Source organism: Agromyces badenianii (assembly GCF_003070885.1).
In the GTDB taxonomy this organism is placed as follows: domain Bacteria; phylum Actinomycetota; class Actinomycetes; order Actinomycetales; family Microbacteriaceae; genus Agromyces; species Agromyces badenianii.
The window spans coordinates 2,285,942-2,301,379 of sequence record NZ_CP028913.1 but is presented as its reverse complement, the minus strand read 5'-3'; the positions used below and the strand labels follow the sequence as shown (position 1 = coordinate 2,301,379).

Genomic DNA, 15,438 nt, shown 5'->3' with positions numbered 1-15,438 from the left:
CGCCCAGGCGACGACCGGCAGCCAATCTGGCATGCTGGGTCGCATGGCCGACCGCGACAGGGCTCTCACTGCCCCGGAGTCCGGCCCGACCGCGGAGGAGCTCCTCACGCAGGTCGGCAGGGGCGACCGGGAGGCCTTCGGCGAGCTCTACGAGGCGACCGCGGCACGGGTCTTCGGACTCGTGCGCAGGCTCGTGGTCGATCCGGCGCAGGCCGAGGAGGTGACGCAAGACGTGTACCTCGAGATATGGCAGTCCGCACCGCGTTTCGACGCCGCGCGCGGCAACGCACTCGCGTGGATGTTCACGCTCGCCCATCGCCGCTCCGTCGACCGCATCCGGGCGTCGCAGGCCTCGCGCGACCGAGACCTCCGCGTCGGGGTGCGCGACCTCGAGGTGCCCGTCGACACCGTCGCAGAGGCCGTCGAGATCCGGGTCGAGCACGAGCGCGTGGTCGACGCGCTCGTCGGTCTCAGTGAACTGCAACGCGAGTGTGTTTCGCTGGCCTATTACGGCGGGCTCACGCAGAGCGAGATCGCCGACCGGCTCGAGGTGCCGCTCGGCACAGTCAAGACCCGATTGCGAGACGGGATGATCAGATTGCGAACCGCACTGGGGGTGACGACATGAGCGAGACGAACGACCCGCGCGACGAGCGCGACGAGCGCCGCGCCGACGAGCCGGCCCCCGACTCCTTCGAGGCGCTTCGCGGTGCCCTCGCCGCGCACGCCCTCGACGCGCTCGACGCCGAGGAACGGGCCGCTGTCGAGCGAGCGCTCGCTGCAGACCCCGCGCTTCGCGACGAGGCCGACGGCTTCGCCGAGACCTCGGCGCTGCTGGCAGCGGCAGTCGCCCCCGTGGAGCCCCCGCCCGCCCTGAAGTCCCGGCTCCTGGCGCAGCTCGACGCGCTGCCGCAGCAGCGTCCCGAGGCCGCGGCGACCACGGCCGCGCCACCCGCTCCGCCGGCTGCGGCGGCGCCCGAGCCCGAGGCCGCCGCCCCGCGGCACGCCCGAGAACCCGGGCGTGCCGAGCGGGTCGCACAGCACCGATGGTTCCAGCGTCCGGGAGCGATCATCGCGGCAGCGGCGGCATCCGTCGCGCTCATCGCCGGGGCGATCATCGGCGTCGGCTGGGCCGGACCCAACGGCTGGGGTGCGCAGCGCGAGATGGCGGCGATCGCCGAGGCTTCCGACGTGCAGTCATCGACGCACGAGGTCGACGGGGGCGGCGCCGTCACCCTCTACTGGTCGGCCGAGCAGGGCCGCTCGGGCGTCATCGTCGAGGGCCTGCCCGATGTGGGCGCCGAGTCGACCTACGAGCTCTGGTACATCGACGACGACGGCCCGCAATCGGCCGGAACCTTCGACGTGCAGGGGGAGGAGACCTGGCGAGTGCTCGACGGTGCCTTCGCGCCGGGTGTCGAGGTCGGCGTCACGGTCGAGCCGGCCGGCGGTTCTCCGCAACCCACGAGCGATCCGATCGTCGTCATCCCCACGTAGTCGACCTGCGACAACGGATGCCGCCCCGCCCGCGCACCTCGGTTAGGGTCTGAGTGCCCGCGGCCGACCGGCCGGGCCCAGCACACGAAGAGGAGTGACGGATGCGCGTCGGCATGTTCCTGAATTACGCGGGCGGATTCCGGGAGGTCGCCGACGAGGTCGTCGAACTCGAGCGCGCCGGGGTCGACCTGATCTCCGTGCCCGAGGCGTACTCCTTCGACGCGGTGAGCCAGCTCGGCTTCCTCGCCGCCCGCACGTCGACCGTCACGCTCGCGTCCGGCATCCTGCAGCTCTACACGCGCACGCCGACGCTCACGGCGATGACCGCCGCCGGGCTCGACTTCGTCTCCGATGGCCGGTTCGAGCTCGGCATCGGGGCATCCGGGCCGCAGGTCATCGAGGGGTTCCACGGCGTGCCCTACGACGCGCCGCTCGGTCGCACCCGTGAACTCGTCGAGATCTGCCGCATGGTCTGGCGCCGCGAGCCGGTCGTGCACGACGGGCGCCGCTACCGCATCCCCCTCCCCGAGGGAGAGGGCACGGGCCTCGGCAAGCCGCTGAAGCTCATCAACCACCCGGTGCGCGAGCGCATCCCGATCACGATCGCCTCGCTCGGCCTCAAGTCGGTCGAGCAGACCGCCGAGATCGCCGACGGCTGGCTGCCGATGTTCTTCCACCCCGAGCGGGCTGCTGCGGTCTGGGGCGGCGCACTCGCCGCCGGCGCCGCCAAGCGCGCGCCCGAGCTCGCGCCGCTCGACATCTTCGCGAGCCCGGCACTGGCGATCACCGACGAGCCCGAGCTCGTGCTACCGCTCGTCAAGCCGCAGCTCGCGCTCTACGTCGGCGGCATGGGCGCCCGGGGCAAGAACTTCTACAACGAGCTCATCTCGAGCTACGGCTTCGAGGCCGAGGCGGCGCTCATCCAAGACCTCTACCTCGAGGGACGCAAGGAGGAGGCGATCGCCGCGGTGCCCGACGAGCTCGTTCGGGCCGTCTCGCTCATCGGCCCGGCATCGTATGTCGCCGAGCGGGTCGCCGCGTTCGCGGAGTCCGGCGTCACGACGCTGTCGGTCACGCCGCTCGCACGCAGCTCCGCCGAGCGGGTGGCGTTGATGTCGGGCTTCCGCTCGCTCGTGGGCTGACGGCGACGCTCGCGATCGCGGCCCCGGCAGGGCGGCGGTCGCCGTGCGCGTTCCGAGAGAAGTCCGGCCAGGCTCTGGCGCGCAGGAGCGGAGCGGGTCTACCGTGAGAGCGTGCGCACGAGGATGTGGGCACGAGGGACACCTGGGGAGGAGCCGCCATGGCGGGAACGTTCGAGTTCTACGAGGATGCGAGCGCACGAATCAGGTTCCGGCAGAAGGCCGGCATCGGTCAGCTGAACGCCGCATCCGAGGACGACACGACGAGGGCTGCCGCGAAGAACGGCATCGGGTCGGTGCAGATGCACGCGTTCGACTCCGCGCTCGTCGACGTCGTCGAGTAGCTCGGACTCCCGCCGAGGCGGTGCCCGGTGAGCGGAGCATCGCCGGGCGGAATCGAAGCGGTGAGACGGTGGGCCCCGTCGGGCTCGAACCGACGACCCGCGGATTAAAAGTCCGCTGCTCTGCCAACTGAGCTAGAGGCCCGCCGAACCAGAATAGCCTGCTCGCGTCGCTGCATTGTGCGAAGGCGAGTAAGGTGTGCCGCGATGGCTTCAGACTTCACTCGTCCCACCAAGTTCCCGCCCGGCATGTTCGAGGCCTTCCAGGGCGCCGAAGACCCGGCGCACCTCAGCAGGGTCGCCCATGACACCGCAGCCGCGCTGCTCTCACGCGTGCGCGCCGACCCCGACCCCGAGGTGGTCGCCCGCCTCGTCTCGTACACCGACGAGCACGGCATCGATGCGATCGCCGAACTCTGGTCGCGAGCCTCGGCCAAGAGCCTTCCCGGGGCCCTCTGGCGGGTCTACCTGCTGCGCACCCTCATCCGGCAGGATCCACGCAGCATGAGCCTCGCCTTCCAGCGCGGCAGCGAGGTCTCGCGCACGATCGACCAGGTCGTCGCCGGCGCGGCCATTCCCGCCGGACCCGATGAGGTCCGCGAACTCGCCGACCGCATCCTGCACGGCCTGTTCACCGGCGACTTCGCGGTCGCCCTCGAACGGGCGGCCGCATTCGCCCGGGTCAGCGCCGCGGGCATGGCGAGCCTCGCCGACGACGCCGACGCGACCGATTCCGCGCACCCCGATCGCTCGGCCGCGCTCACCACCCGCGCGTTTCGGCTCACGGAGCTCGCAGACGAACTCGCCTCGTGCGCGCGGCTCTGGCGCCGCGACGCGCTCGACTAGGCAGCGCAGTCGACGGGTCGGCACCCGGCGCGGCCGAGCCCGCTGGCCTCGCGGGAATGAATGGCGGCCCGACCTCGTTTATGATTGACGTGGCCGGCCGCAGTAACCCCGGGCTCCAATATTCGCCGCTCCGAGCGGCCTCGCGCCGAGAGGCGTTCTGCGGTCGGCCATTCTCCTGCCCGGATGTCACGGGGCGCCGTTTCCGCGCCGCATCCGCGCCGCATCCGCGTAGCATCGGAGCATGCCAGAGACGGTCACCCTCCTCATCGAACCAGTGCCCGCCGACGCGCGCGACGTCGATCTCGCGTCGACGCTCCGCGAGGTCGACGCGGCGGCGCCGGCCTTGCGGGTCGGAGAGCTGTCGACGCAGCGCGGCGACGGCGTCTTCGAGACGCTCGCCGTCATCGACGGCCATGCGCAGGAGACCGGCCCGCACCTCGACCGGCTGCGCAACTCGGCGGTCATCTGCGAACTGCCCGAGCCCAATCTCGCGCAGTGGCGCGCCGCGATCGATCGAGCCGTGGCGAGCCTGCCCGACCGCGGCCAATGGGCGCTGAAGCTCGTGCTGAGCCGCGGGGTCGAACACGGACCAGCGCCGACCGCGTGGCTGCACGCGTCCCGCGCGGCGGACTTCAGCGCCGTGCGCGAGCGCGGCGTGGCCGTCGTGACGCTCGACCGCGGATACGCGCACGACGCGGCCGAGCACGCGCCCTGGCTCCTGCTCGGGGCGAAGACGCTCAGCTACGCGACCAACATGGCCGCGCTTCGCGAGGCGCGCCGTCGCGGCGCCGACGACACGATCTTCGTCTCCTCAGACGGGTACGTCATGGAGGGGCCGACGTCGAGCGTGATCCTGCGTCACGGCGACGTCTTCTCGACGCCAGCGCCGTCGGGCGCGATCCTGCACGGCACGACGCAGCAGAGTCTCTTCGAGCACCTTGCCGCGACCGGGCGGGCGACGGAATATCGCGACATCCCGATCGCCGAACTCGGCACGGCCGACGCGCTCTGGCTCGTGTCGAGTGTGCGCCTCGCCGTCGGAGTGACCCGTCTCGACGGGGCATCCGTCTCCTACGACGCGGCGGAGACGCGCGAGTTCAACGACTACCTGCTCTCGCCGCGCGACTGACGCGGCGCGGTTTCAACCGAAGCGGCCCGAGACGTAGTCTTCAGTCGCCTTCACCGACGGGTTCGAGAAGATCGTGGTGGTGTCGGCGTACTCGATGAGCTTGCCGGGCTTGCCCGTGCCGGCGATGTTGAAGAACGCCGTCCTGTCACTGACCCGAGAGGCCTGCTGCATGTTGTGGGTCACGATCACGATCGTGTACTGGAGCTTCAGTTCCTCGATGAGGTCCTCGATGGCGAGAGTCGAGATCGGGTCGAGGGCCGAGCACGGCTCGTCCATGAGGATGATCTCGGGCGAGACCGCGATCGCCCGTGCGATGCAGAGTCGCTGCTGCTGACCGCCCGACAGGCCGGAGCCGGGGCGGTCGAGGCGGTCCTTGACCTCGTTCCAGAGGTTCGCGCCGCGCAGCGACCGCTCGACGAGTTCGTCGGCGTCGGACTTCGAGATGCGCTTGTTGTTGAGCTTCACGCCCGCGAGCACGTTCTCTTTGATCGACATCGTCGGGAACGGGTTCGGCCGCTGGAAGACCATGCCCACCTGGCGGCGCACGAGCACCGGGTCGACGTCGGGGTCGTAGAGGTTGTTGCCGTCGATGAGCACTTCGCCCTCGACGCGAGCACCGGGGATGACCTCGTGCATGCGGTTCAGGGTGCGGAGGAAGGTCGACTTGCCGCAACCCGACGGGCCGATGAACGCGGTGACGCTGCGGGGCTCGATCTCGAGCGTCACGCCTTCGACGGCGAGGAACTTCGAGTAGTAGACGTTGAGGTCGCGGACCTCGATGCGCTTGGACACTGGTTTCCTTTGCTTGCCGGGGGTCAGCGGCCGAACTTCGGCGCGAAGAATCGGGCGACGAGCCTCGCGACGAGGTTCAGCGCCATGACGATGAGGATCAGGGTGAGCGCGGCCGCCCAGGCCCGGTCGATGTAGGCCTCGGCCGGGTTGCCCTGGTTCGCGTACTGGGTGTACACGTACACGGGCAGCGACTGCATGCGGTCTGAGAAGATGTTGTAGTTCACGCTCGCGGTGAAGCCCGCGGCGATGAGCAGTGGCGCCGTCTCGCCGATGACGCGCGCGATCGAGAGCATGATGCCCGTCGTGATGCCCGCGATCGAGGTGGGCAGCACGACCTTGACGATCGTCAGCCACTTCGGCACGCCGAGGGCGAAGGCTGCTTCGCGGAGCTCGTTCGGCACGAGGCGGAGCATCTCCTCGCTCGAGCGCACGACGACGGGGATCATCAGCAGTGAGAGGGCGACGGCGCCGGCGATGCCGGTGCGCGTGCCGGGCCCGAGGAAGATCGCGAAGACCGAGTAGGCGAAGAGACCGGCGACGATCGACGGGATGCCGGTCATGACGTCGACGAGGAAGGTGACGCCCCGGGCGAGGCGACCGCGCCCGTACTCGACGAGGTAGATCGAGGTCATCAGGCCGATCGGGATGGAGATGACCGCTGCGGCGCCCGTCATCAGCAGGGTGCCGATGATCGCGTGCAGGGCTCCGCCGCCCTCGCCGGTGACGTTTCGCATCGACATCGAGAAGAAGTCGGCGTCGAAGCGGGCCGCCCCGAGGCTCACGACCGTGATCGCGAGCGAGACGAGCGGGATCATCGCGAGCAGGAAGGCGCCCGTGACCAGTGCGGTCACCAGCCGGTCCATCGCCCGTCGACGTCCTTCGACGAGCGTCGAGAACAGCCAGATCGAGGGGATGTAGAGCAGGGCCCCGATGAACAGCGCACCGCCCCAGTTGTAGCCGCCACCCGAGCCGGCGGCGATGACGCCGAAGACGACGGCTGCGGCGGCGACCGCGGTGAGCAGAATCGTCCACGGAGCCGACTTCGGAAGTCGCCCGGCGGTGAGCGAGTTGGCGATGGGTGCGCCGGTCTCGGGGGCCTGGGTGGTCTGGACGGTCATCAGTTGGCTCCCGAGAATTCCTTGCGGCGACTGACGATCCAGCGCGCGAAGGCGTTGACCGCGAAGGTCACGATGAAGAGGATGAGGCCGGTGGCGATGAGGACGTTGACGTTCAGTCCGTACGCCTCGGGAAAGCTGAGCGCGATGTTCGCGGCGATCGTGTTGGGGTTGACCGAGGTGAGCAGCTGGAAGGTGATCACGGGCGACGCCGAGAGCACCATCGCGACGGCCATCGTCTCACCGAGCGCCCGCCCGAGGCCGAGCACCGATGCCGAGATGACGCCGGGGCGGCCGAAGGGCAGCACCGCGGTGCGGATCATCTCCCAGCGGGTGGCGCCGAGCGCGAGCGCTGCTTCTTCATGCAGCACTGGCGTCTGCAGGAACACTTCGCGGCAGATGGCGGTCATGATCGGCAGCACCATGACGGCGAGCACGAGGGCGGCCGTGAGGATGGTGCGCCCGGTCGCCGACGGAGTGCCGCTGAAGAGCGGGATCCAGCCGAGGTTCTCGTTCAGCCAGGCGTAGGCGGTGACGAGCGCCGGGGCGAAGACGCCGATGCCCCAGAGGCCGAACACGACCGACGGAACGGCGGCGAGCAGGTCGACGACGTAGCCGAGCACCGAGGCGAGGCGGCGCGGCGCGTAGTGCGAGATGAAGAGCGCGATGCCGATGGCGATCGGCAGGGCCACGAGCAGCGCGAGCGCCGCGGCCCAGACGGTGCCGAAGACGAGCGGACCGACGTAGTCCCAGAAACTCGTCGTGAGGATCGAAGCATCCTCTTTGGAGGCCACCATGGCCGGCAGGCTCTGCACGATCAGGAAGATGGCCACCGCGGCCAGGGTGACGAGGATCATCGACCCCGCGAACACCGCGGAGCGGGAGAAGACGAGGTCGCCGACGCGAAGCTTCGCCTTGATCGGGCCGGGTACGGACGTCATCTGGTGCGATCCTCAGAGTTGTTGAGTCGGGTTCTTGAGACGCGAACGTGCCCGACCCCGCCGCGAACGATCGAGGTCGGGCACGATGTCACTACTTGATCGAGTCGATCGCGGCGGTGACCTTCTCGCGGAGCGTGTCCGAGATCGGCGCCGAACCGGCGTCGGTCGCGGAGACCTCCTGGCCCTCGGGGCTCGCGATGTACGAGAGGTAGCCCTTGACGAGTTCGACGTTCGCCGGGTCTTCGTACTGGCCGCACGCGATGAGGTAGCTCACGAGCACGATCGGGTAGACGCCGGCCTCTTCCGAGGTGCGGTCGATGTCGATGGCGAGGTCGCCCTCGGCGCGGCCCTCGGCGAACGGCGAAACGTCGACGATGGCGGCAGCGGCCTCGGGGGAGTACGGCACGAACTCGTCGCCGACCTTGATCGAGACGGTACCGAGGTCACCGGCGCGCGAGGCGTCGGCGTAACCGATGGTGCCGTTGCCGTTGGTCACGGCGTCGACGAGGCCCGAGGTGCCCTGAGCGGCTTCGCCGCCTTCGAACGGCCAGACTCCGTCAGCTTCCCAGGTCCAGACGTCGGATGCAGCGGCGCCGAGGTACTCGGTGAAGTTCTCGGTCGTGCCCGAGTCGTCGGAGCGGTGCACGGGCGTGATGGCGAGGTCGGGGAGCTTCGCGTCGGGGTTCGTCGCGGCGATCGCCGGGTCGTTCCAGTTCGAGATCGTGCCGGCGAAGATGCCCGCGACGGTCGCAGCGTCGAGGTCGAGCGAGTCGACGCCCTCGAGGTTGAAGATCACGGCGATCGGCGAGATGTAGAGCGGCAGCTCGACGAGGGTCGAGTCTGCGGCGCACTTCTTGAAGCCGCCGGCGGCGATCTCCTCGTCCTTGAACGCACGGTCGGAGCCGGCGAAGTCGCTGGCGCCCTCGAGGAAGGTCTCACGACCTGCGCCCGAACCGGAGGGGTCGTAGTCGATGGTGACCTCGGGGTTCGCGATCTGGAAACCGGCGATCCACGTCTGCTGGGCCGCGTCCTGCGAGGAGGCGCCGGCGCCGACGAGGTTGCCCGAGAGCTTGGAGGCCGACTCCGACGGTGCTGCGCCGCCTTCGTTCGAGGCACAGGAGCTGAGCGCGATCGCGGCCGTGACGGCGACAACGGCGGGCACGCCGAAACGCTTGAGATTCACGTGGATTCCCTTCCGGGGTTGGATTGCAGGTGTGGGTCGGTGCCGACCCGTCTGCGAGGCTAATGAGCGCGCCTTACGAGCTTCCGCCACGACGGTAAACAGCAGGTGAACGACCGCTGTCGCGCTCACCCCGCCCGCACGTGGAACGGGTGCCCGCCAGCCGTGACTCAGGCGCGCGGTGCATGCGTCTCGATCGCGATGATGCCCGACCCCGGGCTCTCGGAGGAGAGGTGCACGACGCTGAACGCGCCCGCCTCGAGCCCCGCGGCATCCGTCACGTAGGACCCCAGCGGGGTGCCGGTGGCGAGGGCGATCTCGCGCATGATCTCGGGCAGTACGGGGCCGTGACTGCAGATGACGGCGCTCTTGCCGGCCCGCACCCGTTTTCCGACCACTCGACGCACCTCGTCGTCGCCGGACTCCCACGCGTCTTGGCTGATGCCGGAGTCGCGCTTGATCTCGATGCCGGTGGCCGCGGCGAGCGGCGTGACCGTCGTCACGCAGCGCACGGCGGGACTCGTCACGATGCGCTTCGGAGCCCACGCGCCGAGCGTGTCGACCAGACCCGCCGACTGCTCGACACCGCGCTCGGTGAGCGGCCGCGCGGCATCCTCACCGTTCCAGCTCGAGCGGCTGACCGCCTTGCCGTGCCGCACGACGGCGAGCGCGAACGTCGACGTGATGCCCTGGTCGAGCAGCTTCGCGAACGCGTCGAGCAGCTCGACGTCGGGTCCGTAGCTGAGGTAGCCGCGTGCTCGCTTGACCGTGACCCACTCGATCGCGGCGACCTCGCCGTTGGGCTTGAACGTCGACCGCTGCAGGGCCCGTTCGCTCACCTCGGCGGCCCAGTAGTGCACGATCTTCTCGCGCCCGCTCGGCAGCGGATACCTCGAGACTCCGAGCGGCACGCCGAGCGCGACCTGGAGACCGGTCTCTTCGGCGATCTCGCGCACGGCCGTCTGCGGCAGCGACTCGCCCGGATCGACCTTTCCCTTGGGAATGGTGACATCGCCGTGGACCGTGCGGTGGATCACCAGCACGTGCACTTTGCCGTCGATGATGCGCCAGCAGATGGCACCCGCGGCATAGACCGCCGTCGACACCGCCGTCTTCACCGCCGCTTTCCAGAGCGGGTACGCTGGCCGATCTGCTGCATGAGTCTATTCTGCAGGTCGTCGAGCGGATGTCCCGCGGCGTCGACCGACTGCCGCGACCACTCGCCCGAACCGTCGAGCCACCACGCACTCGTGGTCTCGGCCAGTGCGAGGTCGAAGAGCCTGTCGATCTCAGCGAGGTGCGCCGGGTCGGCGAGACGCACGAGTGCCTCGACCCGACGGTCGAGATTGCGGTGCATCATGTCGGCCGAGCCGATGTAGACCTGCGGGTCGCCGTCGTTCAGGAACGAGAAGACGCGCGAGTGCTCGAGGTAGCGACCGAGGATCGAGCGCACCCGGATGTTCTCGCTGAGGCCGGGAATGCCGGGCCGGAGACTGCAGATGCCGCGTACCCACACGTCGACGGGCACACCCGCGTTCGAGGCGCGGTAGAGCGCGTCGATGATGGCCTCGTCGACGATGGAGTTGACCTTGATGCGGATGCCGGACGGCCGCCCGGCAACCGCGTTGTCGATCTCGCCCGCGATGAGCTTGAGCAGCCCCTTGCGCAGGTGCAGCGGCGCGACGAGGAGCCGCTTGAACTTCTTCTCGATGGCGTAGCCCGAGAGCTCGTTGAAGAGCCGGGTGAGGTCTTTGCCGACCTGGTCGTCGGCGGTGAGCAGTCCGAGGTCTTCGTAGATGCGGCTCGTCTTGGGGTTGTAGTTGCCCGTGCCGATGTGGCTGTAGTGGCGCAGGCCGCCCTTCTCCTGGCGGATCACGAGGGCGAGCTTGCAGTGCGTCTTCAAGCCGACGAGGCCGTAGACGACGTGCACGCCGGCCTTCTCGAGCTTGCGCGCCCACGAGATGTTCGCCTGCTCGTCGAACCTGGCCTTGATCTCGACGAGGGCGAGCACCTGCTTGCCCGACTCGGCCGCGTCGATGAGCGCCTCGACGATGGGACTGTCGCCCGAGGTGCGGTAGAGCGTCTGCTTGATGGCGAGCACGTCGGGGTCGGCAGCGGCCTGCTCGAGGAAGGCCTGCACACTCGTGGCGAACGATTCGTACGGGTGGTGCAGCAGCACGTCTTGACGCGAGATCGCCTTGAAGACGTCGGCCCGCAGATTGGATTCGCTCGGCTGCAGCTGCAGCGCGGTGGTCGGCACGTGCGTGGGGTAGTGCAACTCGGGCCGGTCGAGACGGGAGAGGTCGAAGAGTCCGCCGAGGTCGAGCGGCGCAGGGAGGCGGAAGACCTCCTGCTCGGTCACGTCGAGTTCGCGCACGAGGAGCCCGAGCGTCACCTCGTCCATGTCGTCGGTGATCTCGAGGCGGATGGGCGGGCCGAACCGGCGCCGCAGCAGCTCCTTCTCGAGCGCCTTGATCAGGTTCTCGGTCTCGTCTTCCTCGATCTCGACGTCTTCGTTGCGCGTGACGCGGAAGACGTGGTGCTCGACGATCTCCATGCCGGGGAAGAGATCGCCGAGGTGGTTGGCGATGAGGTCTTCGAGGGTGATGTAGCGGGCGTCTTCGATCGACTCGGCGGGCTCGACGCGCACGAACCGCGGCAGCATCTGCGGCACCTTGACGCGGGCGAACTCCTGCCGGCCGGTGCGGCTGTTGCGAACGCGCACCGAGAGGTTGAGCGAGAGCCCCGAGATGTAGGGGAAGGGATGCGCCGGGTCGACCGCGAGCGGCATGAGCACGGGGAAGATCTGCTTCGAGAAGTAGTCGCGCAGGTGCGCGTGCTCGTCGTCGCCGAGTTCGGCCCACGTGATGATGCGGATGCCGGACTCCGCGAGCGCGGGCTTCACGAGCTCTTGGTAGGCGGCCGCGTGGCGCTCCTGCAGTTCGTGCGCCTTCGCCGACACGTCGCTCAGCACGTCGAGCGGCGAGCGGCCGACGTTGGTGGGCACGGCGAGCCCGGTGACGATGCGGCGCTTGAGGCCGGCGACGCGCACCATGAAGAATTCGTCGAGGTTCGAGGCGAAGATCGCGAGGAAGTTGGCCCGCTCGAGCACCGGCACTCTCGGATCCTCGGCCAGCTCGAGCACGCGCTGATTGAACGCGAGCCAGCTGAGCTCGCGGTCGAGGTAGCGCTCGGATGCGAGTTCGGGTGCACCCTCGAGGTCGAAGGGCTCGAAGTCGTCGTCGAAGTCGCTCGCCGTGCGGTCGTCGAGGATGCTGTCGGCGGTCATCCTCTCATCATGCCACTGGCGGATGACCTGGAGATGAGGTGTTGGTCAACGGACGGTAACGCAACTGCCGGGCGGCCGGCGCCGGCCGCGCAATTGCGCGGCCGGTGCCCGCTGCGCTATCGCGCGGTGACGGGGGCGCCCTCGTCGTCTTCGTGCACGTTGAAGCGGTAGCCGACGTTGCGCACGGTGCCGATGAGGCTGTCGAGGTCGCCGAGCTTCGCGCGGAGTCGCCGCACGTGCACGTCGACGGTGCGAGTGCCGCCGAAATAGTCGTAGCCCCACACTTCGCTGAGCAGTTGCTCGCGGGTGAACACCCGTGACGGATGCGCGGCGAGGAACCGGAGCAGCTCGAACTCCTTGTACGTCAGGTCGAGGGGGCGTCCGTGCACCTTCGCCGAATAGCTCGCCTCATCGATGACGACGCCGGAGGTCTGGATGCGCTCGCTCGGCTGCGAGGACTGCGAGCGGCCGATCGCGAGCCTGATGCGCGCATCGAGCTCGGCCGGCCCGGCATGCTCGAGCACGACGTCGTCGAGTCCCCAGTCGGGGGTGACCGCGGTGAGCCCGCCCTCGGTGACGATCAGGATCAGGGGGACGGAGAGCCCGGTGGTGCGGAGGATCTGGGACAGCGCCTTCGAGCCGGCCAGATTGGTGCGGGCGTCGAGGAAGACGAGATCCGATTCGGGCGCTCTGACCAGCTGCTCAGGCGAAGCGGGAATGATCCGCGTTCGGTGAGACAGGAGCGACAGGGCCGGAAGAACGTCATCGTTGGCTGCCGGCGACAAGATCAGCAGCTGCGCCACGCACACACTCCAGTAGTAAGGTGCGGTCAATACTACGGGACGCCGAAGGGCGCCCTGCGACACGAACGGGGAGACGATGGCAGGCGACACCGACACGCGCAGTGGATGGCTCGGTATCGCCGTCATCTGGGCGATCGCGCTCGTCGGCGCCGTCGTGGTCGTGGCGCTCGCCGCCACCGGGACCGCGGCCTGGTTCGGCGACGACACCCGGCTCGGCGTCTACGGCGCGCTCGGCATCGTGCTCGCGGCATCCGTCATCGGTGCGCTCATCGTGCAGCTCGCGACGCGGCGCCCCGACGGCTTCGTGATCCGGGCGAGCTGGAGCATCGTCGGCGCCGCCGCCGTCATCGCGATCGCCGCGATCGCCGTCGCGCCCATCACCGTCGCCGTGAGCGGTTAGACTCTGAGCATGTCAGAGCTGCTCGCCCTCGAACTCCTCTTCATCGGCCTGCTCGGTCTCGCGAGCCTCGCGATCGCGTGGGTCAGCGGCGTGGTCGTTTTCAAGCTCTTCAAGGGGCAGCGTTGACCCCATGATCGAGCTGCCCGTCGACCTCCCGGCAGAGCTCGTGCCGCTCTCCTGGCTCCTCGGCGTCTGGGAGGGCTCGGGCGTCATCGACTACAAGGTCGGTGAGCGCTCGGTCACGCACGAGTTCGGGCAGCGGGTGAGCTTCAGCCATGACGGGCTCCCGCACCTGAACTACACCTCGTACACCTGGCTCTTCCCGGCCGAAGAGGGTGGCGATCCCACGCCCCTCGTCACAGAGACCGGCTACTGGCGGCTCGATCGCGAACTCGGCGACGGCGACCAGGGCCCGGCGATGCTGCCCGCGATCGGCGAGCCGCGATTCGAGGACGCCGAGGCGGTCGAGTCGTTGCGCAACGCCGACGGCGGCTTCGACATCCAGGTGTCGCTCGTGCACCCCGGCGGGGTCAGCGAGCTCTATCTCGGCCAGGTCAAGGGGCCGCGCATCGACCTCGCGACCGACGCGGTGATGCGTGCGCGCGGTGCGAAAGACTACGCGGCGGCGACCCGGCTCTACGGCCTCGTCGACGGGCACCTGCTCTGGGCGTGGGACATCGCCGCCCTCGGCCAAGACCTGCGAACGCACGCCTCGGCCCGTCTCGCGAAGGTCGACTGATGACCGGATCCCCGTTCATGGCCCTGCCCGGGGCCGTCGCGGCCGACGGCATCGATGCCGGGGTCGCCGGTCACTACGGCAACCCGATCGTCGAGCAGCGTCATCTCGAGCGAGGCGCGGCGATCGTCGATCTCTCCAACCGCGGCGTCGTGACCGTGACGGGCCCCGACCGGCTCTCGTGGCTGCACTCCATGGCGAGCCAGGCCCTCGATCGGCTCGCTCCGGGTGAGGGCACCGAAGCCCTCTTCCTCGACGCCTCAGGTCGCATCGAGCACGCCGCCCACGTCATCGACGACGGGGTCACGGCCTGGCTCATCGTCGAAGGCGACGAGGCGGCGCCGCTTTCCGCCTTCCTCGACCGCATGCGGTTCATGCTGCGCGTCGAGGTCGCCGATGCCGGCGCCGACGTCGCCGTGCTCGGTGCGATGTCGACGACGGCGCTGGATGCCGCGACGCCCGCGTTCGCCCCGGCCGGCATCGCCCTCGACTGGGTCGACCCGTGGGCGCAGCCGCGCCCAGGGGGCCATCAGTACGCCCACGACGCCGGCCACCCGGCATCCGAGTGGCACTGGATCGAACGCATCGTGCCGCGTGCCGTGCTCGCCGATGCGGCGGCCGCCGTCCGGGCCGGGCGGGTCGAGGCGGCCGGTGCGCTCGCCGCCGAGGCCCTTCGGGTCGCCGCATGGCGCCCGCGGCTCGCGAGCGAGGTCGACGAGCGCACGATCCCGCACGAACTCGACTGGCTGCGCAGCGCCGTCGACCTCGGCAAAGGCTGCTACAAGGGGCAGGAGACGGTGGCGAAGGTGCTGAACCTCGGCCGCCCGCCGCGCCGGCTCGTGCTGCTGCACCTCGACGGCAGCGATACCGTGCTGCCCGTGCCCGGCGACGAGGTCGTCGGCGAGAAGGTACGGCCCGAACCCGAAGCGGGTGACGAGCCCGAACGCCGGGTGGTCGGCCACATCACGACGGCGGTCATGCATCACGAACTCGGCCCCGTCGCGCTCGCCGTCGTGAAACGTGCGGTGCCGGCCCGGTTGCCGCTCATCGTGCTGAGCCACGGCATCGACGTCGCGGCGGCCCAGGTCGAGATCGTGCCCGCCGATTCCGGTGCGGCGGTCGAGGTTCCCCGACTGCCGCGGCTCGGCGTGCACAAGCGGTAGCGGTGCCCGCGGCGGCTCGCAGGGGTCGAGCCGCGACATCCGGCACCGTCATCGGCCTTCATCGGCG

Annotated in this window: 16 protein-coding genes and 1 tRNA gene; 9 read left to right on the top strand and 8 right to left on the bottom strand. The window is 69.6% G+C overall.

What is annotated here, in order from left to right; translation table 11 throughout:
• Positions 1–43 precede the first annotated feature (43 nt).
• The 4 genes from sigK (at position 44) to DCE93_RS10900 (ending at position 2,980) form a co-directional block, all read left to right on the top strand.
• Positions 44–628, top strand: coding sequence for an ECF RNA polymerase sigma factor SigK (gene sigK, locus DCE93_RS10915; protein ID WP_244284155.1), 585 nt, complete (start codon positions 44–46; stop codon positions 626–628).
• A complete protein-coding gene (locus tag DCE93_RS10910) occupies positions 625–1,497 on the top strand; it encodes an anti-sigma factor (protein ID WP_108595904.1) in 873 nt (290 codons plus the stop codon). Before sigK ends, DCE93_RS10910 begins: the two co-directional genes overlap by 4 nt.
• A gap of 101 nt (positions 1,498–1,598) precedes the next feature.
• Positions 1,599–2,639, top strand: coding sequence for an LLM class F420-dependent oxidoreductase (locus DCE93_RS10905; RefSeq protein ID WP_108595903.1), 1,041 nt, complete (start codon positions 1,599–1,601; stop codon positions 2,637–2,639).
• A gap of 158 nt (positions 2,640–2,797) precedes the next feature.
• Positions 2,798–2,980 carry a YegP family protein gene (locus tag DCE93_RS10900; RefSeq protein ID WP_108595902.1) on the top strand — a complete coding sequence of 61 codons (183 nt, stop codon included), beginning with the start codon at positions 2,798–2,800 and terminating at the stop codon, positions 2,978–2,980.
• A gap of 69 nt (positions 2,981–3,049) precedes the next feature.
• Here the strand turns inward: DCE93_RS10900 and DCE93_RS10895 are convergent.
• A tRNA-Lys gene (locus tag DCE93_RS10895) sits at positions 3,050–3,122 on the bottom strand.
• A gap of 62 nt (positions 3,123–3,184) precedes the next feature.
• On the opposite strand from DCE93_RS10895, the gene DCE93_RS10890 reads away from it, so the two are divergent.
• Positions 3,185–3,823, top strand: a complete 639-nt coding sequence (locus DCE93_RS10890; protein ID WP_108595901.1) for a DNA-directed RNA polymerase subunit beta — start codon at positions 3,185–3,187, stop codon at positions 3,821–3,823.
• 241 nt (positions 3,824–4,064) lie between these two features.
• Complete coding sequence (locus tag DCE93_RS10885; RefSeq protein WP_108595900.1) at positions 4,065–4,952, top strand: aminodeoxychorismate lyase; 888 nt, start codon at positions 4,065–4,067, stop codon at positions 4,950–4,952.
• Between the two features lie 12 nt (positions 4,953–4,964).
• On the opposite strand, the gene pstB is transcribed toward DCE93_RS10885, so the two are convergent.
• From pstB to DCE93_RS10850, 7 genes are all read right to left on the bottom strand, one after another.
• Complete coding sequence (gene pstB, locus DCE93_RS10880) at positions 4,965–5,744, bottom strand: phosphate ABC transporter ATP-binding protein PstB (protein ID WP_108595899.1); 780 nt, start codon at positions 5,742–5,744, stop codon at positions 4,965–4,967.
• 23 nt (positions 5,745–5,767) lie between these two features.
• Positions 5,768–6,862, bottom strand: a complete 1,095-nt coding sequence (gene pstA / locus DCE93_RS10875) for a phosphate ABC transporter permease PstA (RefSeq protein ID WP_108595898.1) — start codon at positions 6,860–6,862, stop codon at positions 5,768–5,770.
• Entirely contained in the window at positions 6,862–7,800 is a 939-nt protein-coding gene (gene pstC / locus DCE93_RS10870; RefSeq protein WP_108595897.1) for a phosphate ABC transporter permease subunit PstC, read from the bottom strand. Before pstC ends, pstA begins: the two co-directional genes overlap by 1 nt.
• Positions 7,801–7,891: 91 nt before the next feature.
• On the bottom strand, positions 7,892–8,983 hold the full coding sequence (locus DCE93_RS10865; RefSeq protein WP_108595896.1) for a phosphate ABC transporter substrate-binding protein PstS: 1,092 nt from the start codon (positions 8,981–8,983) through the stop codon (positions 7,892–7,894).
• Between the two features lie 167 nt (positions 8,984–9,150).
• Positions 9,151–10,098 (bottom strand): NUDIX hydrolase, encoded by a 948-nt coding sequence (locus DCE93_RS10860; RefSeq protein WP_244284154.1) that lies wholly within the window; start codon positions 10,096–10,098, stop codon positions 9,151–9,153.
• A complete protein-coding gene (locus DCE93_RS10855; protein WP_108595895.1) occupies positions 10,095–12,269 on the bottom strand; it encodes an RNA degradosome polyphosphate kinase in 2,175 nt (724 codons plus the stop codon). The genes DCE93_RS10860 and DCE93_RS10855 overlap by 4 nt, the downstream gene beginning before the upstream one ends.
• 116 nt (positions 12,270–12,385) lie before the next feature.
• The gene (locus DCE93_RS10850) at positions 12,386–13,072 is read right to left on the bottom strand and encodes a response regulator transcription factor (RefSeq protein ID WP_108595894.1); all 687 of its coding nucleotides are present in this window, start codon (positions 13,070–13,072) and stop codon (positions 12,386–12,388) included.
• A 76-nt stretch (positions 13,073–13,148) separates the two neighbouring features.
• Here DCE93_RS10850 and DCE93_RS10845 point away from each other — a divergent pair, with 76 nt between their 5' ends.
• The 3 genes from DCE93_RS10845 (at position 13,149) to ygfZ (ending at position 15,371) form a co-directional block, all read left to right on the top strand.
• The gene (locus tag DCE93_RS10845) at positions 13,149–13,472 is read left to right on the top strand and encodes a hypothetical protein (RefSeq protein ID WP_108595893.1); all 324 of its coding nucleotides are present in this window, start codon (positions 13,149–13,151) and stop codon (positions 13,470–13,472) included.
• Positions 13,473–13,602: 130 nt separating this feature from the next.
• Positions 13,603–14,211 (top strand): nitrobindin family protein, encoded by a 609-nt coding sequence (locus DCE93_RS10840; protein WP_108595892.1) that lies wholly within the window; start codon positions 13,603–13,605, stop codon positions 14,209–14,211.
• A complete protein-coding gene (gene ygfZ, locus DCE93_RS10835; protein ID WP_108595891.1) occupies positions 14,211–15,371 on the top strand; it encodes a CAF17-like 4Fe-4S cluster assembly/insertion protein YgfZ in 1,161 nt (386 codons plus the stop codon). The genes DCE93_RS10840 and ygfZ overlap by 1 nt, the downstream gene beginning before the upstream one ends.
• The last annotated feature ends 67 nt before the right edge of the window (positions 15,372–15,438 follow it).

Excerpts from the sequence above, each read along its gene's own strand:
- sigK (WP_244284155.1), top strand. The coding sequence starts at position 44 with ATGGCCGACCGCGACAGGGCTCTCACTGCCCCGGAGTCCGGCCCGACC.
- DCE93_RS10910 (WP_108595904.1), top strand. The coding sequence starts at position 625 with ATGAGCGAGACGAACGACCCGCGCGACGAGCGCGACGAGCGCCGCGCC.
- DCE93_RS10905 (WP_108595903.1), top strand. The coding sequence starts at position 1,599 with ATGCGCGTCGGCATGTTCCTGAATTACGCGGGCGGATTCCGGGAGGTC.
- DCE93_RS10900 (WP_108595902.1), top strand. The coding sequence starts at position 2,798 with ATGGCGGGAACGTTCGAGTTCTACGAGGATGCGAGCGCACGAATCAGG.
- DCE93_RS10890 (WP_108595901.1), top strand. The coding sequence starts at position 3,185 with ATGGCTTCAGACTTCACTCGTCCCACCAAGTTCCCGCCCGGCATGTTC.
- DCE93_RS10885 (WP_108595900.1), top strand. The coding sequence starts at position 4,065 with ATGCCAGAGACGGTCACCCTCCTCATCGAACCAGTGCCCGCCGACGCG.
- pstA (WP_108595898.1), bottom strand. The coding sequence starts at position 6,862 with ATGACCGTCCAGACCACCCAGGCCCCCGAGACCGGCGCACCCATCGCC.
- pstC (WP_108595897.1), bottom strand. The coding sequence starts at position 7,800 with ATGACGTCCGTACCCGGCCCGATCAAGGCGAAGCTTCGCGTCGGCGAC.
- DCE93_RS10855 (WP_108595895.1), bottom strand. The coding sequence starts at position 12,269 with ATGACCGCCGACAGCATCCTCGACGACCGCACGGCGAGCGACTTCGAC.
- DCE93_RS10845 (WP_108595893.1), top strand. The coding sequence starts at position 13,149 with ATGGCAGGCGACACCGACACGCGCAGTGGATGGCTCGGTATCGCCGTC.
- DCE93_RS10840 (WP_108595892.1), top strand. The coding sequence starts at position 13,603 with ATGATCGAGCTGCCCGTCGACCTCCCGGCAGAGCTCGTGCCGCTCTCC.
- ygfZ (WP_108595891.1), top strand. The coding sequence starts at position 14,211 with ATGACCGGATCCCCGTTCATGGCCCTGCCCGGGGCCGTCGCGGCCGAC.